We start from the raw sequence: 21,081 nt of genomic DNA on the forward strand, positions 1-21,081 counted from the left end.
CCCCGTCATGGACGCAATTCTCTCTTCGCTCGACGCCAGCTACTTCCTGCTGGTGGCTCTGGGCACCATCATCGGCATCCTGTTCGGCGCGATTCCCGGCATGACCGCCACCATGGCCGTAGCCGTGTGTCTGCCGATGACCTATGCGCTGGACCTGAACCATGGCCTCGCGCTGCTGCTCGGTCTGTACGTGGGCGGCATTTCCGGCGGCCTGGTACCGGCCATCCTGATCAACATCCCCGGCACGCCCTCGTCGATCACTACGACCTTCGACGGTTATCCGATGACACGCAACGGCGACCCCGAGAAGGCGCTCAAGATCGGCATCGCCGCGTCGCTGTTCGGCGGCCTGTTCAGCGCCGCCGTGCTGTTCTGGTTTGCCCCGACGCTGGCCGACTGGGCGATCAAGTTCTCCTACGTCGAGAAGTTCCTGATCATCCTGTTCGCGCTCACCGTCATCGCCTCGCTGAGCAAGTCGCTGCTGGTCGGCATCTTCTCGGGTGTGCTGGGCATCTACGTGAGCCTGTTCGGCGTCTACAACATGAGTAGCGGCGGCAACGGCGAATTGCGCATCATCCCCGAGGCGCTGTCGCCGTGGCTGGAAAACGGCTTCTCGCTGCTGCCGCTGCTGATCGGCCTGTTCGGCCTCTCGGTGATCTTCGAGGAAGCGCAGAAGGGCGTGCGCGACGAACACGCCGAGCGCGTCAAACTGGCCGCCGGAAAGCGCTTCCAGTGGCGCGTGTTCAAGGGCCAGGGCACCAACCTGGTTCGCTCCGCCTCCATCGGCACCTTCATCGGCATGCTGCCCGGCGTCGGCGGCAGCGCCGCCTCGGTACTGGCCTACTCACAGGCCAAGAACTTCTCCAAGGACAGCGACAAGTTCGGCACCGGCCATCCGCCCGGCGTGGTGGCTTCGGAATCGTCCAACAACGGCCTGACCGGCGGCGCGCTGGTGCCGCTGCTGTCGCTGGGCATTCCGGGCGACAGCACCACGGCCGTGCTGATCGGCGCCTTCACGCTGCAGGGCATCCAGGTCGGGCCGCTGTTCATCAGCGAAAACCCGGTCACCTGGGACGTGATGATGATCGGCCTGGTGGCTGCCAACCTCATCATGTTCCTGGTGATGTGGTTTGCCATCCGCCACATTGCCAAGGTCATCACGGTGCCGAAGTACCTGCTCTACCCCGGCATCATGATGATGTGCGTGGTCGGCGCGTATGCGATCAACAGCGGCATCATGTTCGACGTGTGGACGCTGCTGATCTTCGGTCTGGTCGGCTTCGTCGGCGTCAAGCTGGGGCTGGAGATCGCGCCTTTCATCATCGGCTTCATCCTCGGGCCGTCGGCGGAGGTGTACTTCGTCAAAAGCCTGGAATCCTTCGGCACCGTGAGCATCTTCTTCACCAAGAGCCCGATCGCCGTCTTCCTGTGGGGGCTGATCGCGCTGTCGGTGGGCTATTCGATCTACAGTTACTGCAAGGCCAAGCGCCTGGCGGCGGCTCCGCAGGCAGCACAGTGACGGGATGACCCGTCGCAGGAGAACTACGTGAGCGCAGCAACCACTCCGACCAAGCGCGAACCGCTGGTCATCAGCATGCATCCGGACGACAACGTCGCCATCGTCGCCAACGACGGCGGCCTGCCGGCCGGCACCGTGCTGGCCAACGGCCTGACGCTGCGCGAGCACGTGCCGCAGGGGCACAAGGTGGCATTGACCGATCTCCCCGCCGATGCGCCGGTGCTGCGCTACAACGTCGCCATCGGCTACGCGCTGCAGGCCATCCCGGCCGGCAGCTGGGTGCATGAGCGTCTGCTGCGCATGCCAGCCGCCCGCGAGCTGGAAGGCCTGCCGATCGCGACCCGCAAGCCCGAACCCCTGCCGCCGCTGGAGGGCTACACCTTCGAGGGCTACCGCAACCCGGACGGCTCGGTGGGCACGCGCAACATCCTCGCCATCACCACCACCGTGCAGTGCGTGGCCGGCGTCGTGGATTTCGCCGTGCAGCGCATCAAGAGCGAACTGCTGCCGAAGTACCCCAACGTGGACGACGTGGTCGGGCTGGAACACACCTACGGCTGTGGCGTGGCCATCGACGCGCCGGACGCGATCATCCCGATCCGCACGCTGCGCAACATCAGCCTCAACCCCAACTTCGGCGGCGAGGTGATGGTGGTCAGCCTGGGCTGCGAGAAGCTGCAGCCCGAGCGCCTGCTGCCGCCCGGCAGCATCCCGATTCTCGACGAGCGCAACGTTGCCGACGTCGGCCTGACGGCCAACCCCGAGCTCGACGTGGTGTGCCTGCAGAGCGAGCATCACGTCGGTTTCATGTCCATGGTCGACAGCATCCTCAAGACTGCCGAGGACCATCTCGGGCGCCTCAACGCACGCCGCCGCGAAACCTGTCCGGCCTCGGAACTGGTGGTCGGCGTGCAGTGCGGCGGCTCGGACGCCTTCTCCGGCGTCACGGCCAACCCGGCCGTGGGCTTTGCCACCGACCTGCTGGTACGCGCCGGAGCCAGCGTGATGTTCTCGGAAACCACCGAGGTGCGCGACGGCATCGACCAGCTCACCTCCCGCGCGGTCAATGCCGAGGTCGCCGAGGCGATGATCCGCGAGATGGCCTGGTACGACGCCTACCTCGACAAGGGCCGTGTGGACCGCAGCGCCAACACCACACCGGGCAACAAGAAAGGCGGGCTGTCGAACATCGTCGAAAAGGCTATGGGCTCGATCATCAAGTCCGGCACCGCGCCGATCAGCGGCGTACTGGCACCGGGCGAAAAGCTACGCCAGCGCGGTCTGATCTACGCCGCCACGCCGGCCAGCGACTTCATCTGCGGCACGCTGCAGCTGGCCGCCGGCATGAACCTGCACATCTTCACGACCGGCCGCGGCACGCCTTACGGGCTGGCCGAGTGCCCGGTCATCAAGGTGGCCACGCGCAGCGATCTGGCGCGCCGCTGGCACGACCTGATGGACGTCAACGCGGGGCGCATCGCCGACGGCGAGATCACCATCGAGGAAGCCGGCTGGGAGCTCTTCCACCTGATGCTGGAAGTCGCGAGTGGCCGCCAGACCTGGGCCGAGAAATGGAAGCTCGCCAACGCGCTGACGCTGTTCAACCCGGCGCCGGTGACTTGAGCCGCTGCCCCCGTGAGCGCCGACGTGACCAATACGATCCCGCACGACCGCATCGAATGGATGCGGACCTCCTCCGTCACCTTGCCTCTGGCTAACTCCATCAGCGACGCCAAGGTGCTGACCGGCCGGCAGAAGCCGATGACCGAAATCGCCATGCTGTTCGTCGAGGTCGAATCGGCCGACGGTCACTCCGGCCTGGGCTTCAGCTACGCCAAGCGCGCCGGCGGGCCGGGCCAGTTCGCCCACGCCTGCGAGATCGCGCCGACACTGCTCGGCGAAGACCCCAACGACATCGCGCGACTGTGGGACAAGCTGTGCTGGGCGGGTGCCTCGGTGGGTCGCAGCGGCCTGGCCAACCAGGCCATCGGCGCCTTCGACGTCGCGCTATGGGACATGAAAGCCAGACGCGCCGGGCTGTCGCTGGCCAAGCTGCTCGGCGCCCAGCGCGACTCGGTGCGCTGCTACAACACCTCGGGCGGCTTTCTGCACACGCCGCTGGAGCAGTTGCTGGTGAATACCGACCGCTCGCGCGAGCGCGGCATCGGCGGCATCAAGCTCAAGGTCGGCCAGCCCGACGGCAAGATCGACATCCACCGCGTCGAGACGGTGCGCGCGCATCTGGGCGACTTCCCGCTGATGGTGGACGCCAACCAGCAATGGGACCGCCCGACCGCGCAGCGCATGTGCCGCGTGTTCGAACAGTTCGACCTGATCTGGATCGAGGAGCCGCTGGACTGCTACGACTTTGATGGCCACGCCGCGCTGGCCGCGCAGTTCGACACGCCGATTGCCACCGGAGAGATGCTCACCAGCGTGGCCGAACACGCCGAACTCATCCGCCAGCGCGGCGCCGACTTCCTGATGCCCGACGGTCCGCGCGTGGGCGGCATCACGCCCTTCCTGAAGATCGCCGGCATCGCGCACCACGCCGGCCTGATGATGGCGCCACACTTCGCGATGGAACTGCACATCCACCTCGCCGCGACCTACCCCACCGAACCATGGGTGGAACATTTCGAGTGGCTGGAGCCACTGTTCAACGAGCGTCTGGAGCTGGCAGAAGGTCGCATGCTGGTACCTACCCGACCCGGCCTGGGGGTCAGCCTGACCGATCAGGCACGGGCCTGGACAAACGACTCCGCCGAGTTCGGGCATCGCCCCTGAGGCGGAGAGCTGTCAGAACGCGATGGCCACCGAGAAATGCAGCCTGAATCGCTGATCGTCTTGCCCGTAGGCCAGATCCAGCGCAATCGGCCCGGCCGGACTGCGCCAGCGGGCGCCGACACCGACGCCGACCTTGGGGTCCAGATCCCGGCGTGAATCGGCAGCGTCACCCACATCGATGAAGGTCGCCACGCCCCATTGCGGCCGGAACCAGTTGATGTACTCGGCGCTGGCAGTGGCCAGATATCGCCCCCCCAGCGTGGCATCACCGTCCTGCACGCCCAGGCTCTCGTAGTCATAGCCACGCACCGTTTGCGAACCGCCGGTACGGAACAGGTAATCGAGCGGGATGCCATCTCGACTGCTGGCTAGGGTGGCGCCAAGCTCGCCGCGCAGAATCAGCGTGTCTTCGCCGATCGGCAGATAGCGCACGGCGCGGCCATAGATCCGCAGGAAATCCTGGTCGGACAGCAAGGACTTCGCGCCACCGCCGATTTCGCCGCGCAATACATAACCGCTGCGCGGATCGAGCGGGTCATTCACGCGCAGACGCGTCCATGAGAGGCTGGCGGTCAGCGCCTTGTTGGTGGCTTCGTCGCCTCCGTCGGGACGCAGGCGCTCGCGCTGGTAGCGCAGCGACAGCGCGGTCTCGTCGTCTCCGAACGTCCAGGCGCGCACGGCGCCAATGGCGTACCGATCCGTGCGCAGACCTTCGATGTCGGTTGCCTCGACCATGGCGCCGAAGCTGTCGCGCACGTTCTCGCGCGTGGGCGGCAGGAAGATGTCGGCAAACAGGCTCTGGCGCTTCTGCTCCAGCCGCAACCCGGTATCCAGCTCCCAACCGCGACCCATGAAGTTCACGTTGCGCCAGCCGGCCTCGACCCGCATGCCGGTGTTGGTGGACAGGCCGGCCCCGAGGGCCAGACGGCGGGACTCGGCCTCGGAAACCCGCACACGCACCGGCACGGCATCGGCCAACGCGGGATCACGCGGAATGTCGACCGACACCGAGGCGAACTGCGGCAGGTTCTGCAGGCTGCTCTGCAGCGCCAGAAGACGCTCTCGGTCAAAGGCCTCGCCTTCCTGCAGGGTGAAGTAGCGCTCGACGAAATCCTCGGGCAGGCGCTCGATGCCCTTCACTTCGAGCGCACCGATACGGAACGGCGGGCCGGAGTCGACCGTAACGGACAGCCGCACGATCGCGGCCTCGACATCGACCTCGGCCCGGCTGTCAGCAATGCGGGCCGCCGCATAGTCGCGGGTGGACACTTCGTAGAGCAGCGACTGCTTGGCGGCATCCCAGTCGGATTGACGGAAGGGCTGACCAGGCTGCAGCGCCCAAGCCGCGCGCAGACGCTCACGCCGCGCCTGGGCCTCGGACGTATCGGCGGCCAGATGGCCTTCAAAAACGAGGTCAGCAGCCGCTATCGTAGCGCGCGGACCGGGATCGACGACGATGCGCCAGCGCTCGGGGGACTCGCGCTCGAAGTCGATGAGCGGTGCGAAATACCCTTCGGTCGCCAGCAGGCTGCCGATGTCGCGACGCGAACGGCGGATCAGCGCGATGCGGTCGGCAATTCGTTCGGGAACGACCTGCTCGACCCGTAGCAGACGCACATGCTGCTCAAGCAGCGGCCGCAAGGCATCGGGCGCATCCAGCGCGACGGCCAATCGCCCCTCCTGCGCCGGCACCGGCGCAGCGAAGAGCGCGAACACAACAGCGAGCGCGACGCGGACCTGCATCAAGCCTCGCGGTAGTAGTCTGCGACGCGCTCGACCTCGGCGGTCGAACCCAGCACTACCGGAATGCGCTGATGCAGCTTGGTCGGCTGCACTTCCATGATGCGTTCGCGGCCGGTGCTGGCCGCACCGCCGGCCTGCTCGATGACCATCGCCATCGGGTTGGCCTCGTACATCAGGCGCAGACGGCCACCCTGGGCACGGCACTTTTCGTCGAGCGGATACATGAACACGCCGCCACGGGTGAGGATGCGATGCACGTCGGCCACCATCGCCGCCACCCAACGCATGTTGAAATCACGCCCGCGCGGGCCGGCCTTGCCCTGCTCCAGTTCATCGATGTAGCGCTTGATCGGCGCTTCCCAATGACGGTAATTCGAAGCATTGATGGCGTACTCGGAGGTTTCGTGTGGAATGGTCATGAACGGGTGGGTGTAGATGAAGCTGCCCATCTCGCGATCCAGCGTGAAGCCATGTACGCCGTCGCCGATGGTCAGCACGAACATCGTGGACGGACCATACAGGCCGTAACCGGCCGCAACCTGCTCGGTACCCGGCTGCATGAAGGCGGCTTCCGTCGGCTCGCCATCGGACGGCGGGTTCTTCAGCACCGAGAAGATGGTGCCGACCGAAATGTTCACGTCGATGTTGGACGAGCCATCGAGCGGATCGAACAGCAGCAGGTAGCCGCCCTTGGGGTAGTCGAAGGGAATCTGGTGCACCTCTTCGACCTCTTCCGAGGCCATCGCGGCGAGGTGACCACCCCACTCGTTGGCCTGCAGCAGGATGTCGTTGGCGAGCACGTCGAGCTTTTTCTGCGCCTCGCCCTGCACGTTGTCGCTGCCGGCATTGCCGAGCACGCCGGCCAGGGCGCCCTTGGAGATGGTGACGCTGATGGCCTTGACGGCGCGGGCCACGACTTCGATCAACAGCCGCAGGTCAGCATTGATGCGGCCTGCGCGCTGTTGTTCGATCAGATGCTGGGTAAGGGTGACGCGTGCCATGCGAGGCTCCAGAGGTGTCCGGTCAAGCCGGGAGCGGAATGAAAGGATAGAATTATCCCGCCTGCGGCCCGCTCCGACCAGCATCAAGACGAAACGGTGATGTCGGACCGCTCAATTCCCTCCTGATTCTCTATGCACGTAATGGTTCTCGGTGCCGGCGTTACCGGCGTCACCACCGCCTGGTATCTGCTGCAGGCCGGCTTTGAAGTCAGTGTGGTCGACCGTCAGCCCGGACCGGCGCTGGAGACAAGCTTCGCCAATGGCGGACAGATTTCCGTCAGCCACCCGGAGCCGTGGTCCGGCCCGACCGCGCCGATGATCGCGCTGCGTTCGCTCGGGCGCAGCGACGCACCGCTGCGCCTGAACATCGGCCTGGAGCCGAGGCGCTGGCTGTGGATGCTGCGCTTTCTGCAGGAGTGTCTGCCGGCCCGCCACCAGCGCAACGCCCACGCCATTGCTAGTCTCGCGGTGTTCAGCGCGGACTGCCTGCGCAGCTTGCGCGCCGAAACCGGGCTCCAGTACCAGGAACGCACACGCGGCATCCTGCATCTGCTCTACGACACCCGCGAACTCGAACACGCCCGCGCGCGCATGCCCTTGCTGACCGAACACGGCATCCGCTGCACGCTGCAGACGCCGGCCGAGTGCGCGGAGATTGACCCCGCGCTGACACACGTCTCCTCCCGGCTGGCCGGCGGCCTGTATGCGCCAGACGACGAGTCGGGCAATGCACGCCTGTTCACCGCCGCACTGGCTGAACGTGCGGCAGAACACGGGGTGCGTTTTCACTTCGACACCGAAATCACCGGGCTCGAACGCCGCGCCTCGCGCGTACATGCCGTCACGGTGCGCACAGCGGGCGCCCGCAAGCAGCTTGAAGCCGATGCCTTCGTGATGTGTCTGGGCAGTCACGGTGCGCGCCTGCTGGCGCCGCATGGCGAGCATCTGCCGATCTATCCGGTCAAGGGCTATTCAGTGACGGCACCGGTCGTTGATGCTGCGCGCGCGCCCAGCGTGAGTCTTACCGACGAATCCCGCCGACTGGTGGCCTCGCGCCTGGGCGACACGCTGCGCGTGGCCGGCACGGCCGAGATCAGCGGCTACGATGCCTCGCCGGACGCCAACCGCACACGCCCGCTGCTGCGCTGGATCGACGACCTCTTCCCCGGCGCCTGCAACACCGCGCAAGCCGAGCACTGGGCCGGACTGCGCCCCTGCACGCCTTCCTATGTGCCGATCATTGGCCGCTCCAGGCTTGACGGCCTGTGGCTGAATACCGGCCATGGCTCGCTCGGCTGGACGCTGGCCTGCGGCTCGGCCAAGGTCTTGAGCACCTTGCTGCAGGGCGGCAAACCCACCGTGGGCGGTTTTCCCCTCTACGGTATGTGAGCCCTGCCGACGGCTTGCAACTTATTTCATCGGCACACAGCCACGGCTGCTAGATTGAAGGTGTTGCCCCACACCGGAGATCATCATGCACACCCCCTCGCTCAGAAGTCTGCTCGTCTGCGTCAGTGCCACGCTGATCGGCGCCACGCCGCTGCTGATTTCCGCTGCACCGCCCGCGCATGCCCCGGCACACGGCTGGCGAGCCAAGAACGACCCGTCCTACCCGGGCTACACCGGCAAACAATGGGAGCGCGACTACGGCGTCATCGGAGGACGCTGCGACCGCCGCAGCGTTGCGACCGTTCTTGGGGGGGTTGTGGGTGGCGCCGTCGGCAGCCAGATCGGCGACGGCAGCGGACGCGTCATCGCGATTCTGGCCGGTACCGTGATCGGCTCGATGATCGGTGCCGAGATCGGCTCCCGCATGGACCGAGCAGACGAAGCCTGTATTGCGCACAGCCTGGAACTGGCTCGCGACGGACAAGCCGTGCGTTGGGAGGGAGATGGCGGATTGCGTTACACGCTCACGCCGCTTGGTCCTCACCGCGACCAGGCAGATTGCCGGGTGTTCTCGCTGGATGTGGACGGCGCTGCGCGCAGTGCCAAACGCGGAGTGGGCTGTCGTCGCAATGACGGCAGCTGGACGCTGCGCGGGCTGTGAATTGAGCTGAAAGCCGGAAACCCGGGACCCGGGCCCTTCCGGCTTCGACGCTACTTGATCACTTTCAGATGTGCACCGCGGCTACCGGGCCGCGGCGGCTCGTCGTCGGGCGGAGGCGTTTCGGCCTGGGCCTGCGGCTCGTCGGCAGCAGCATGCGCGTCCTCGTCGGCCTCCATCTCACCCTGTTCCGGATGCAGTTCGAATGCCATGCCCTGCGTGAAGGCCAGCCCGCGACCGTTTTCGCGCGCATAGATTGCCAGCAGGTTGCCATACGGCAGCCACAGGTCGTGGGCTGCACCGCCAAAGCGGGCCTGGAAGCCGATCCCCTCGGGTGCAAAATTCAGCCGATTGGTCGCGCCCGGATCGAGATTAAGCACGATCTGCCCCTCCCGCGCGTAGCCCGGGGGGACCAGTACGTCGCCATCTACACGGACCACGACGTAGGGCGTGAAGCCGCTGTCGAGGCACCATTCGTGGATGGCCCGCACAAGATAGGGATGGGTGGAAGCAGCAGGATTCATGGCATGTCAGGGCGGGTGCCCGGCCGAAGCCGGGCCACCTGCCGATGCGCTCAGCGGCGCATCACCTTTTCGGAAGGAGTCAGGGCGTCGATGAAACCCTGACGACTGAAGATGCGCTCACCGTACTTCATGATGCCGGCAGCGGTCTTCGGCAGTTCGATGCCGTAGTGCTCAAGGCGCCACAGCAGCGGCGCGATGGCCACATCGAGCATCGAGAACTCGTCGCCCAGCATGAACTTCTGCTTGGTGAACAGCGGGGCAAACTGCACGAGCTGGTCGCGCACCGCGGCGCGGCTCTTGTCGGCGGCCTTCTGGCCCTTTTCGAGCTGATCGATGTGGGCGAACAGCTCCTGCTCGAAGCTGTGCAGCAGCTGACGCGCACGGGCACGCAGGATCGGATCGGGCGGCATCAGTTGCGGATGCGGAAAGCGCTCGTCGATGTACTCGTTGATGATGTTGGCCTCGTACAGCACCAGATCACGGTCGACCAGCACCGGAACGCGGTTGTACGGGTTGATCACGGCGATGTCTTCGGGCTTGTTGTAGAGATCGACGTCGATCACCTCGAAGTCCATGCCCTTTTCGAAGAGCACGATCCGGCAACGGTGACTGAAGGGGTCAGTCGTCCCGGAATAAAGGGTCATCATGAGATTGAAACTCCCGATTCAAAAATATACCCAAACGCATGCCCGCAATCGCGGACTCGCTCCCCCAAGAAGGGGCGGTTTTGCCTTGGGGCGGCCCTGCGGCAAAAAACAAAGCGCACCACGCGGTCATCGCGTGGTGCGTCTCATCAAAACGGCGCGTCCCGCTTACGCGGTGCGCCCGGACGTCAGTGAATGTCTTTCCAGTAGTTCTTTTTCAGCACGTAAGCCAGCGCCGTAAAGCCCACCAGGAAAATCAGCGCATACACACCGATGTTCTTGCGCTTTTCGGCTACCGGCTCACCCATCCAGACCAGAAAGGAAACGAGATCCGCGACTGCCTCATCGTACTCGTCCGGACTCATCTTGCCCGGCTTGGCGATGGACAGCTTGACCTCCTTGCCGTGCTCACCTTGGGTGATTTCGGCCACCTGCTCGCCCTGCAGTTCCCACAGCACATGCGGCATGCCGACGTTTTCGAAGATCACGTTGTTCCAGCCGGTCGGACGGTTCTCGTCACGGTAGAACTGACGCAGGTAGGTGTAGAGCCAGTCGGCACCGGAACCATCACCCGAGTTGCGCTGACGCGCAATCAGCGACAGATCCGGCGGCGTGGCGCCAAACCATGCCTTGGACTCTTTCGGACGCATCGCGATGGTCATCAGGTCACCGACACGCTCGCCAGCAAACATCAGGTTATCGCGAATCTGGTCTTCGGTCAGACCGATCTCGGTGAGCTTGTTGTAACGCACGAAGCTCGCCGAGTGACAGTTCAGACAGTAATTCACGAACAGCTTGGCGCCATGCTGCAGGGACGCCGGATCCATGCTGACCGGCGCACGGTCGAGATCGACCGAGGCCGCGGCGCCGAAAGCCAGCGCCGGCGCAAACAGCGCTGCCGCCGCGAGCCGCTTGAGGGACTTGATCATGCGGATTGTCATTTGAAGGTCACCCTTTCCGGTTCCGGTTTGCACTTGTCGATCTTGGTGTACCACGGCATCAGCAGGAAGAACGCGAAGTAGATCACCGAGCAGATCTGCGCAGCCAGCGTACGGCCCGGCGTCGGCGCCAGCACGCCGAGGTAGCCGAGGATGAAGAAGGAAACGATGAACACGAACAACGCGGTCTTGTAGATCGGGCCGCGGTAGCGGATCGACTTGGCCGGGCTGCGGTCCAGCCACGGCAGGAAGGCGATGATGACCACCGAAGCGCCCATTGCCACGACACCCCAGAACTTGGCGTCGAGACCGAACAGCGGGAAGGTGACCGCGCGCAGCACCGAGTAGAACGGCGTGAAGTACCACACCGGCGCGATGTGCGGCGGCGTCTTCAGCGGATCAGCCGGGATGAAGTTGTTGTATTCGAGGAAGTAACCGCCGCCCTCGGGATAGAACAACACCACGGCCGAGAAGAAGAACAGGAACACACCGACACCGACCATGTCCTTGACGGAGTAGTACGGGTGGAACGGAATGCCGTCGAGCGGGATGCCGTTGGCGTCTTTCTTCTTCTTGATCTCGATACCGTCCGGGTTGTTCGAACCCACTTCGTGCAGCGCGATGATGTGCGCGGCAACCAGGCCGATCAGCACCAGCGGTACGGCAATCACGTGCAGCGCAAAGAAGCGGTTCAGCGTCGCGTCACCGATGACGAAGTCACCACGAATCACTTCCGACAGGTCCGGCCCGATGAGCGGAATGGCGGAGAACAGGTTGATGATGACCTGTGCGCCCCAGAAGGACATCTGACCCCACGGCAGCAGATAGCCCATGAAGGCCTCGGCCATCAGGCACAGGAAGATCAGCACGCCGAAGATCCACAGCAGTTCGCGCGGCTTGCGGTAGGAGCCGTAGATCATGGCGCGGAACATGTGCAGATACACGACCACGAAGAACGCCGAAGCGCCGGTCGAGTGCATGTAGCGGATCAGCCAGCCACCCGGCACTTCGCGCATGATGTATTCCACGCTGGCGAAGGCGATGGGGATGCCCGACGCGTTGAGCGAGGCGTCCGGCTTGTAGTGCATGACCAGGAAGATGCCGGTCACGATCTGGATCACCAGCACGAGCAGCGCCAGCGAGCCGAAGAAGTACCAGAAGTTGAAGTTCTTGGGCGCGTAGTACTCGGAGAGGTGCGCCTTGTAGTTCGACGTCAGCGGGAAGCGCTCGTCGATCCAGTTGAGCAGAGCCTGAGATTTTGTCGTCATGGCTTAGGCCTTGTCTTCACCCACGAGAATCGTGGTGTCGGAGAGATACATGTGCGGAGGCACTTCGAGGTTGGTCGGCGCGGGCATGCTGCTGTAGACGCGACCGGCCAGATCGAACATGGAGCCGTGACAGGGGCACAGGAAACCGCCCGGCCAGTCAGCGCCCACGCCGCTCTCGGCACCCATCTTGAACTTCTCGGAGGGCGAACAGCCAAGGTGGGTACAAATACCGACCGTGACCAGATACTCTTCCTTGATCGAGCGGTGCTTGTTCTGCGCGTACGCAGGCTGCATCTCCCTCTCGGAGGCCGGATCGCTGACCTTGTCTTCGGTCTTGTCGAGCGAAGCGATCATCTCGGGCGTACGACGCAGGATCCACACCGGCTTGCCGCGCCACTCGACCGTCATCATCTCACCCGGAGCGAGCTGGCTGATGTCGGCCTCGACCGGCGCGCCGGCCGCTTTGGCACGATCCGAGGGGGTCAGGCTTGCGACAAATGGCACGGCGACAGCGACCGCGCCGGCGCCGCCGACCACCGACGTCGCAACCAGCAGGTTGCGGCGACTACTGTCCATCTCTTGTTCCACGCTCATGGCCTCTTCCTGAAGGAATACAGAATTCCGGTTCAAAAAACTTGCGCATTATAGGGGATAAAGGCAGGTCAGAAAAAGCCCGCAACGACAGACGTATGCCAATTACAGCGCGCGACGGTCCAGTAGCGCCTGCGCGACGGTGCCTGCATCGACATGCTCCAGCTCGCCTCCGACCGGAACCCCGCGCGACAGACGCGATATGCGCACGCCACGCGCCGCGAGCAGCCCCGACACCATGTGGGCCGTGGCCTCCCCCTCATTGGTGAAGTTGGTCGCGAGGATGACTTCCTGCACTTCGCCGTCCGTGGCTCGCGCAATCAGGCGCTCCAGCCCGAGTTCGCGCGGACCGATGCCGTCGAGCGGCGACAAGCGCCCCATCAGCACGTAGTACAGCCCCTTGTAGGCATGCGTCTGGTCGATCACGGCCAGGTCCGCCGGCATCTCGACGACACACAACAGACTGCGATCATGCTGCGGATCGGCACAGCGCCGGCAAATCGCGTCCTCGGTGAAGCTGTTGCACATCTGGCAATGACGCAATACCGCCAGCGCATTGTGCAAGGCTCCCGCCAGCTTTGCCGCGCCGCGCTGGTCGCGCTGCAGCAGATGGTAGGCCATGCGCTGGGCGGATTTAGGCCCGACGCCCGGCAAGCAGCGCAGGGCTTCGATCAAGGCGTCGAGACTGGATGGGGACATGGGGAATATTCACGTCGGTCGGAGAAGGGCAGTACATCTGACGTTCTGCGCCTGCAGAAACCCAGCACGCCAGATGCACGCAAACCGATCTGACCTGCAAGGAGATTCAGAACGGCAGCTTCATGCCCGGCGGGAGGTTCATGCCGGCCGTGACACCGGACATTTTCTCCTGCGTAGTGGTCTCGACACGGCGCACGGCATCATTCACCGCTGCGGCCAGCAGGTCTTCGAGCATCTCGCGGTCGTCCATCACCGAATCGTCGATGGACACGCGGCGCACGTCGTACTTGCAGGTCATCTGCACCTTGACCATACCGGCGCCGGACTGGCCCTCGACTTCGATGGAGGCCAGCTGGTCCTGCATCTTCTTCATGTTTTCCTGCATCTGCTGGGCCTGCTTCATCAGCCCGGCGATTCCGCCCTTCATCATTTCTTCGTACTCCAGGTTGTTTTTACAGCGGCTTGACCGACTCTTCGACAAAACGCGCGTCGAATCGCTCGATCACCTCGCACACAAAAGGATCGCTCTCCAGCGCCTCGACCGCAGCAGCATGCCTGGCGCGACGCTCGATCTCGTGACGCTGCGCCGGGGTCTCGCTCTCGATGGCTCCGATCTCGACGCGCGCCCGCAAGGGGCGCCCGGCGCGTGCAGTGAGCAGTTCAGACAGGCGTGCCGCAGCGCCGGCATTCATTTCCAGCAGGTGATGGTGCGTCTTGGCCAGACGCAACACCAGCGTGTCATCGGCAAAGCCGACCCACTCGCAGTGCAGGCACAGCTCACGCAGCATGCCGCTCGGGCCCAGCGCCCGCTGCAGCGCATGCCAGTCCGCCGCGGCCAGCGCAGCCGAAACCTCGCCGGTAGCATCGGCTGCCACCGGCGCCTGCACGGCTGCAGAGACGGGGGCTTCATCGAAGATTTCCTGCGCCGAAACCGGGCGGTCATCAGGCATTGCCGACGGCACGTCTTCCCAGGGCGGCGGCTCGGCAGCGCGGGACGGCGGCGCGACCGGCTCGGCACGACGCGCTTCGGGAGCCGGCGCAGGTGCAGGTGCTGCGGCCGCAGGCCTTGCGACTGGAGCAGGTGCCGCCGCACGTGCGGGCATCGACTGCGCCCGCCCTGCGCCACCGCCCGCCGCCGGCGCAGCACCGCCCAGCGCAGACGGCTGCTCGGGTCGGAAGGCGTGCAGACGCAGCAGCGTCATCGTGAAACCAGTGTATTCATCCGGCGCCAGCGCCAGTTCGTCACGCCCGTGAATCGCAATCTGATAGGCGAGTTGCAGGTACTCGGCGTCGAGCGCCTCGGCATACGGCACGATGCGGGCGCGCTCGGTGTCATCGGCAATCGCACCCGGCGCGAACTGCGACAGTGCGATGCGCGACAGCAGCGAGGCCAGCGCCTGCAGCGCGGAGTCGAACGACAGGCTGCGCATCTCCATCGCCTCGGCGACCCCCAGCATGGCCTGCACGTCACCTGCAATCAGGCCGTCGAGCACGCCGTAAAGGTGGTCGTCACCCACCGTGCCGAGCATGCGCGAAACGCCCTCTTCCTCGACCTTGCCGGCGCCGTGCGAGATGGCTTGATCGAGCAGCGACAGCGCGTCGCGCATCGAGCCGCCGGCCGCGCGCGCGATGTGCGACAAGGCCGGGCGCTCGAATTCGACGGTTTCCTCGCCGAGGATGTGCGACAGGTGGTCGACGATGGCGCCCTGCGACATCTGCTTGAGGTTGAACTGCAGGCAACGGGACAGCACCGTGACCGGAATCTTCTGCGGATCAGTGGTGGCAAGAATGAACTTGACGTGCTCGGGCGGCTCTTCGAGCGTCTTCAGCATGGCGTTGAAGGCATGCCCGGTGAGCATGTGCACTTCGTCGATCATGTAGACCTTGTAGCGCCCCTGCACCGGCGCATACACGGCGCGGTCGAGCAGCGCTGCCATGTCATCGACGCCGCGGTTGGACGCGGCATCCATCTCTACATAGTCCGGGAAACGGTCCGCATCAATGGCCAGGCAGGCGCCGCACTTGCCACAGGGCTCAGCCGTCATGCCGGTTTCGCAGTTGAGCGCCTTGGCGAGGATGCGGCTGATGGTGGTCTTGCCCACCCCGCGTGTGCCCGTAAACAGCCAGGCATGGTGCAGCCGGCCGGTCTCCAGCGCATGCGACAGCGCACGCACGACGTGATCCTGCCCCACGAGGGTGGCAAAGGAACGGGGGCGCCATTTGCGCGCGAGGACCTGGTAGCTCATGGCGTCGGATTCTAGCAGGCGCGAACAGTCCGCCGGGCAAGCAGCAGGATCATTGCCAAAACCAATCGAAGGAATACTTACGATCCATTAGCTCTATCAAAAACGGAAACCTAAGCTTCATCTGTCCGCAGCCCTTTGCTGCGACCATGAGGAGAGGTAAAGGAGTATGTTGCGGATGAACACCGTCTTCGACTTGGTACTCGAAACCTTGTGCGCCGTACTCGCAGATCTGGCCGAAACGGCCTGATCGGCAGCTGCAGTTCCCCAGGCAAATCCAGAGGAGGATGAAACCATGAGCAAATGTCCCGTAATGCACGGCAGCAACACCGAGAGCTCCAGTTCGGTGACCGAGTGGTGGCCGAAGACACTGAACCTCGACATCCTGCACCAGCACGACACCAAGACCAATCCGCTGGGCGAGGACTTCGACTACCGCAAGGAAGTGAAGAAGCTCGACTGTGCTGCGCTCAAGAAAGACCTCACCGCGCTGATGACCGACAGCCAGGACTGGTGGCCGGCTGACTGGGGCCACTACGGCGGCCTGATGATCCGCATGGCCTGGCACGCTGCCGGCTCCTACCGCATGGCTGACGGCCGTGGTGGCGGCGGCACCGGCAACCAGCGCTTCGCCCCGCTCAACTCCTGGCCGGACAACGCCAACCTCGACAAGGCCCGCCGACTGCTGTGGCCGATCAAGAAGAAGTACGGCAACAAACTGTCCTGGGCCGACCTGATCATCCTCGCCGGCAACGTTGCCTACGAGTCCATGGGCCTCAAAACCTACGGTTTCGCCTTCGGCCGTGCCGACATCTGGCATCCCGAGAAAGACGTGTACTGGGGCTCCGAGAAGGAATGGCTGGCCCCCACCGACAATCCCAACAGCCGCTATTCCGGCCAGCGCGACCTGCAGAACCCGCTCGCTGCCGTGATGATGGGCCTGATCTACGTGAACCCGCAGGGCGTGGATGGTCAGCCCGATCCGCTCAAGACCGCCAAGGATGTGCGCGAAACCTTCAAGCGCATGGCCATGGACGATGAGGAAACCGCCGCGCTGACGGTCGGCGGCCACACCGTCGGCAAGTGCCACGGCAACGGCGACGCGGCGCTGCTCGGCCCCGAGCCCGAAGCCGCCAACGTCGAGGAGCAGGGTCTGGGCTGGAACAACCATACCAAGCGCGGCGTCGGCGCAGATGCCGTCACCAGCGGACTGGAAGGCGCCTGGACCACCAACCCGACCAAGTGGGACAACGGTTATCTTTACCTGCTGCTCAACTACGAGTGGGAGTCGAAGAAGAGCCCGGCCGGTGCGTTCCAGTGGGAGCCGATCAACATCAAGGAAGAGGACAAGCCGGTCGACTCCGAGAACCCGTCGATCCGCCGCAACCCGATCATGACCGACGCGGACATGGCCATGAAGATGGACCCCGCGTACCGCAAGATCGTCGAGCGCTTCTACAAGGACCCGGACTACCTGGCCAAGACCTTTGCCCGCGCCTGGTTCAAGCTGACCCACCGCGACATGGGCCCGAAGGTCCGCTACATCGGCCCCGAAGTCCCGGCCGAAGACCTGATCTGGCAGGATCCGGTACCGGCCGGCAACAAGAGCTACGACGTCAACGCGGTCAAGGCAAAGATCGCCGCGGCCGGCCTGAGCCAGTCGGACATGATTTGCACCGCCTGGGACAGCGCCCGCACCTATCGTGGTTCGGACATGCGTGGCGGCGCCAACGGTGCGCGTATCCGCCTGGCTCCGCAGAAGGACTGGGCCGGCAATGAGCCGCAACGTCTGGCCAAGGTCCTGGCGGCGTACGAAAAAATCGCCAAGGAATCCGGCGCCAGCGTGGCCGACGTGATCGTACTGGGCGGCAACGTCGGGCTGGAGCAGGCCATCAAGGCGGCCGGCTTCAACGTACCAGTGCCGTTTGCGCCAGGCCGTGGGGATGCCAGTCAGGAGCAGACCGATGCCGAGTCCTTCGAGCCGCTGGAGCCGGTACACGACGGCTTCCGCAACTGGCTGAAGCAGGACGACTACATCCCCACTCCGGAGGAGATGCTGCTCGACCGCGCCCAGCTGATGGGTCTCACCGCGCACGAAATGACGGTGCTGATCGGCGGCATGCGCGTGCTCGGCACCAACCACGGCGGCAGCAAGCATGGCGTGTTCACGGACAAGGCCGGTGCGCTGACGAACGACTTCTTCGTCAATCTCACCGACATGGCCTACACGTGGAAGCCGACCGGCAAGAACACCTACGAGATCCGCGACCGCAAGACTGGCGCGGTGAAGTGGACGGCCAGCCGTGTCGATCTGGTGTTCGGTTCCAACTCCATCCTGCGGGCCTATGCCGAGGTGTATGCGCAGGACGACAGCAAGGAGAAGTTCGTGCGTGACTTCGTCGCAGCCTGGACCAAGGTCATGAACGCCGACCGCTTCGACCTCGCCTGAGCCTTCGGGCCCAGAGACAGGCTTCAGGGCCTGTTCTCATTCGCTGCCGCCCGCCGGAGCCAATGAGAACAGGCCCTGAAGCCGTTTACAGCATGACCGGACGCCTTCATACAGCGCACAAAGCACTGAAAGATTGGTGGTTTACCCGACCAAACAGGCTAAGTTAGAGTAGCCCCGGATTTTCCGGTGTCCGCCGCGCCACGCGACGAACAGGCAAGCTCCGGCCCGCCGTGGCCTCAAACCTTGTTCAGGGAAGAGGAAAACGATGGAACAGGCAAGCTCCGCAACCGAAACCTCCCGGCGTCTTCCCGCCCGTCACGGCGGTCATTCGCGGGTACCGCCACACCTGCCCGTCGCGCCGCGACGCAAGGACCGCGCCGCGCTCGACGCGGTGGCCGACCTGCTCGCCGAGGCCGATGTGCAGATCGGCGGCGATAGACCCTGGGACCTGCACTTCCACCACCCCGAAACGGCCGAGCGCATCCTCGCGCGCGGCAGCCTTGGGCTGGGCGAGAGCTACATGGAAGGCTGGTGGGATTGCGACCGACTCGACGAGTTCTTTGCGCGCGTACTCACTGCCCGGCTCGACGAGAAGGTCGGCAACATGACCATGATGGTGCAGGGTCTGCGCGCCCGGCTGTTCAACCTGCAGAGCATGCGCCGCGCCTGGCAGGTCGGCCACGAGCACTACGACATCGGCAACGACCTGTTCGAAGCCATGCTCGACGAACACATGGCCTACACCTGCGGCTACTGGGCGCAAGCCGAGACGCTGTCGGATGCACAGACCGCCAAGCTTGACCTGATCTGCCGCAAGCTCGGCTTGCAGCCCGGCATGAGCATGCTCGACATCGGTTGCGGCTGGGGCAGCCTGATGCGTTACGCCGCACAACATTACGGCGCCCGCTGCAGTGGCGTCACGGTATCGAGGGAACAGGCCGACTACGGCGCTGCACGCTGCACCGGCCTGCCGGTGGAGTTCCTGCTCAAGGATTACCGCGAGCTCAAGGGGCAGTTCGACCGCATCGCCTCGGTCGGCATGTTCGAGCATGTCGGCCGCAAGAACCACCGCATCTATTTCGAGACGGCGCGCCGCGTACTCGCCGACGACGGCCTGTTCGTACTGCACACCATCGGCAAGAACCGCCGCGGCGTGCCGACCGATCCGTGGATCGACCGCTACATCTTCCCGAATGGCGACCTGCCCTCGCTGGGCGAAATCGCCGACACCGCCGAGCCCTTCTTCGTGGTCGAGGACGTACATAATTTCGGCGCCGACTACGACCGCACGCTGATGGCCTGGCATGCCAATTTCGAGGCGGCCTGGCCGCAGTTCGCGGACAAGTACGGAGAACGCTTCTATCGCATGTGGCGCTACTACCTGCTGGCCTGCGCCGGCACCTTCCGCGCGCGCACCACGCAACTGTGGCAGTTCGTGCTGTCGCCGTCGGGCGTACCGGGGAGTTATCGCTGCCCGCGCTGACTATCCGCAATGGCTATCGGATAGTTGACTACGTTTAATTGGAACTATTGACGCCCGCCCGCGATACTTGAATCGTCTTCAACGCATTCAAGGAGTTCGCCATGGTCGCCAAAGTTGCCCGCCTGCATTTCCAGCGCGCCGGCCTGCCGGGCTTCCTGCGCGCGCTCAGCGGCTGGAGCATTGCGCTCACCGGCCTGTCCCTGTTGTTGATGCAGATCGCACACACCCCGCCAGCCCTGCCCGAAGGCCTGCGCGGGGCGCTGGCCGGCGGCACCATGGCTGCGCTCGCCACGGCGCTGGGCGCCATTCCGGCACTGGTCATGCGCCGCATCTCCGCCGGCGTGCAGGGCGCGCTACTGGGCTTTGGCGCCGGGGTGATGCTGGCCGCCAGCGTCTTCTCACTGCTGCAGCCGGCCTTCGACACGGCTATCGCGCGCGGCGCCAGCGACACCGGCGCGGGGCTGCTGGTAGCGGGCGGCCTGGCCATCGGCGCACTGTTGCTGCTGGCCATGGACCGCGCACTGCCGCACACCCACCAGCCCGGGGTCGAGCGCAGCGTCGGCGCGGTATGGCTGTTCGTGTTCGCCATTGCCGTCCACAACATCCCGGAAGGCCTCGCCATCGGCGTGGCGGCGTCTGAGGCCGGCACCGGCAACGCCGTGGCCACCGGCATCTCGCTGCAGAACGTGCCGGAAGGCCTGATTGTCGCCATCGCGCTGGTCACGGCAGGCTACGGCCGCAAACTGGCCTTTGGCGTGGCAGCGCTGTCGGGACTGGTGGAACCGCTTGCCGCCATCATCGGCTCGGCCGCCGTCACCCTATCGGCTGCGTTGCTGCCCTGGGGGCTGGCCGCGGCCGCAGGCGCGATGCTGTTCGTGGTCAGCCACGAGATCATTCCGGAGTCACACCGCCGCGGTCACGAAACCCTGGCCACGGCCGGCCTGATGCTCGGCTTCGTGACCATGATGCTGCTCGACACGCTGCTGTGAACGAAAACGGGCGTCGCTTCACGCGACGCCCGTCTGGATGTTCAGGGTGGCGAGCCTGACCCCCGGCACTTGCAGGTTGCAGCTGTGGCTGCTGCCTTCCGGCCCTGACCAGGTTCACCGCTCTGCAATGCGGGGAGACCCGCCACGGCGTGCATT

18 protein-coding genes and 1 other RNA gene are annotated in these 21,081 nt (G+C 64.9%); 8 read left to right on the forward strand and 11 right to left on the reverse strand.

Annotated elements, in window-relative coordinates:
• The first annotated feature begins 7 nt into the window (after positions 1-7).
• The 3 genes from AC6H0R_RS02655 to AC6H0R_RS02665 are packed head-to-tail and all read left to right on the forward strand — an operon-like array spanning position 8 to position 4,306.
• Positions 8-1,519, forward strand: coding sequence for a tripartite tricarboxylate transporter permease (locus tag AC6H0R_RS02655; protein ID WP_497579786.1), 1,512 nt, complete (start codon positions 8-10; stop codon positions 1,517-1,519).
• A 27-nt stretch (positions 1,520-1,546) separates the two neighbouring features.
• Positions 1,547-3,142, forward strand: coding sequence for a galactarate dehydratase (garD, locus tag AC6H0R_RS02660; protein WP_497579787.1), 1,596 nt, complete (start codon positions 1,547-1,549; stop codon positions 3,140-3,142).
• Positions 3,143-3,166: 24 nt separating this feature from the next.
• The gene (locus AC6H0R_RS02665) at positions 3,167-4,306 is read left to right on the forward strand and encodes an L-talarate/galactarate dehydratase (RefSeq protein ID WP_497579788.1); all 1,140 of its coding nucleotides are present in this window, start codon (positions 3,167-3,169) and stop codon (positions 4,304-4,306) included.
• Positions 4,307-4,318: 12 nt separating this feature from the next.
• Here AC6H0R_RS02665 and AC6H0R_RS02670 read toward each other — a convergent pair whose 3' ends face one another.
• Both AC6H0R_RS02670 and AC6H0R_RS02675 read right to left on the reverse strand, forming a co-directional pair.
• Complete coding sequence (locus AC6H0R_RS02670; protein ID WP_497579789.1) at positions 4,319-6,049, reverse strand: autotransporter assembly complex protein TamA; 1,731 nt, start codon at positions 6,047-6,049, stop codon at positions 4,319-4,321.
• Positions 6,049-7,050 (reverse strand): class 1 fructose-bisphosphatase, encoded by a 1,002-nt coding sequence (locus AC6H0R_RS02675; protein ID WP_497579790.1) that lies wholly within the window; start codon positions 7,048-7,050, stop codon positions 6,049-6,051. Before AC6H0R_RS02675 ends, AC6H0R_RS02670 begins: the two co-directional genes overlap by 1 nt.
• 141 nt (positions 7,051-7,191) lie before the next feature.
• Here AC6H0R_RS02675 and AC6H0R_RS02680 point away from each other — a divergent pair, with 141 nt between their 5' ends.
• Positions 7,192-8,439, forward strand: a complete 1,248-nt coding sequence (locus AC6H0R_RS02680) for a D-amino acid dehydrogenase (protein ID WP_497579791.1) — start codon at positions 7,192-7,194, stop codon at positions 8,437-8,439.
• An 85-nt stretch (positions 8,440-8,524) separates the two neighbouring features.
• Positions 8,525-9,100 carry a glycine zipper 2TM domain-containing protein gene (locus AC6H0R_RS02685; protein ID WP_497579792.1) on the forward strand — a complete coding sequence of 192 codons (576 nt, stop codon included), beginning with the start codon at positions 8,525-8,527 and terminating at the stop codon, positions 9,098-9,100.
• Positions 9,101-9,150: 50 nt separating this feature from the next.
• Here the strand turns inward: AC6H0R_RS02685 and AC6H0R_RS02690 are convergent, their stop codons facing one another.
• The 8 genes from AC6H0R_RS02690 to dnaX all read right to left on the reverse strand — a co-directional run bounded on the left by AC6H0R_RS02690 (position 9,151) and on the right by dnaX (position 16,007).
• Positions 9,151-9,621: a ClpXP protease specificity-enhancing factor gene (locus AC6H0R_RS02690; protein WP_497579793.1), complete on the reverse strand. Its 471-nt coding sequence runs from the start codon at positions 9,619-9,621 to the stop codon at positions 9,151-9,153.
• Positions 9,622-9,671: 50 nt separating this feature from the next.
• Complete coding sequence (locus tag AC6H0R_RS02695) at positions 9,672-10,268, reverse strand: glutathione S-transferase N-terminal domain-containing protein (protein ID WP_497574516.1); 597 nt, start codon at positions 10,266-10,268, stop codon at positions 9,672-9,674.
• 185 nt (positions 10,269-10,453) lie between these two features.
• Entirely contained in the window at positions 10,454-11,206 is a 753-nt protein-coding gene (locus AC6H0R_RS02700; RefSeq protein ID WP_497579794.1) for a cytochrome c1, read from the reverse strand.
• A complete protein-coding gene (locus AC6H0R_RS02705; RefSeq protein ID WP_497579795.1) occupies positions 11,203-12,471 on the reverse strand; it encodes a cytochrome b in 1,269 nt (422 codons plus the stop codon). Before AC6H0R_RS02705 ends, AC6H0R_RS02700 begins: the two co-directional genes overlap by 4 nt.
• A gap of 3 nt (positions 12,472-12,474) precedes the next feature.
• Positions 12,475-13,065, reverse strand: a complete 591-nt coding sequence (petA, locus tag AC6H0R_RS02710; protein ID WP_497579796.1) for a ubiquinol-cytochrome c reductase iron-sulfur subunit — start codon at positions 13,063-13,065, stop codon at positions 12,475-12,477.
• 102 nt (positions 13,066-13,167) lie between these two features.
• On the reverse strand, positions 13,168-13,761 hold the full coding sequence (recR, locus tag AC6H0R_RS02715) for a recombination mediator RecR (protein WP_497579797.1): 594 nt from the start codon (positions 13,759-13,761) through the stop codon (positions 13,168-13,170).
• Between the two features lie 106 nt (positions 13,762-13,867).
• A complete protein-coding gene (locus tag AC6H0R_RS02720) occupies positions 13,868-14,191 on the reverse strand; it encodes a YbaB/EbfC family nucleoid-associated protein (RefSeq protein ID WP_497579798.1) in 324 nt (107 codons plus the stop codon).
• A gap of 22 nt (positions 14,192-14,213) precedes the next feature.
• The gene (dnaX, locus tag AC6H0R_RS02725; RefSeq protein ID WP_497579799.1) at positions 14,214-16,007 is read right to left on the reverse strand and encodes a DNA polymerase III subunit gamma/tau; all 1,794 of its coding nucleotides are present in this window, start codon (positions 16,005-16,007) and stop codon (positions 14,214-14,216) included.
• A gap of 292 nt (positions 16,008-16,299) precedes the next feature.
• Between dnaX and katG the strand changes: the two genes are divergently transcribed.
• The 3 genes from katG to AC6H0R_RS02740 all read left to right on the forward strand — a co-directional run bounded on the left by katG (position 16,300) and on the right by AC6H0R_RS02740 (position 20,925).
• On the forward strand, positions 16,300-18,453 hold the full coding sequence (gene katG / locus AC6H0R_RS02730) for a catalase/peroxidase HPI (RefSeq protein ID WP_497579800.1): 2,154 nt from the start codon (positions 16,300-16,302) through the stop codon (positions 18,451-18,453).
• Positions 18,454-18,718: 265 nt separating this feature from the next.
• Positions 18,719-19,936 carry a cyclopropane fatty acyl phospholipid synthase gene (gene cfa / locus AC6H0R_RS02735; RefSeq protein ID WP_497579801.1) on the forward strand — a complete coding sequence of 406 codons (1,218 nt, stop codon included), beginning with the start codon at positions 18,719-18,721 and terminating at the stop codon, positions 19,934-19,936.
• Between the two features lie 101 nt (positions 19,937-20,037).
• The gene (locus AC6H0R_RS02740) at positions 20,038-20,925 is read left to right on the forward strand and encodes a ZIP family metal transporter (protein WP_497579802.1); all 888 of its coding nucleotides are present in this window, start codon (positions 20,038-20,040) and stop codon (positions 20,923-20,925) included.
• A gap of 45 nt (positions 20,926-20,970) precedes the next feature.
• Here the strand turns inward: AC6H0R_RS02740 and ffs are convergent.
• Positions 20,971-21,069: signal recognition particle sRNA small type (gene ffs, locus AC6H0R_RS02745), an RNA gene on the reverse strand.
• Positions 21,070-21,081 lie beyond the last annotated feature (12 nt).

The sequence above is a fragment of the Pseudazoarcus sp. NS36 genome (assembly GCF_059703705.1).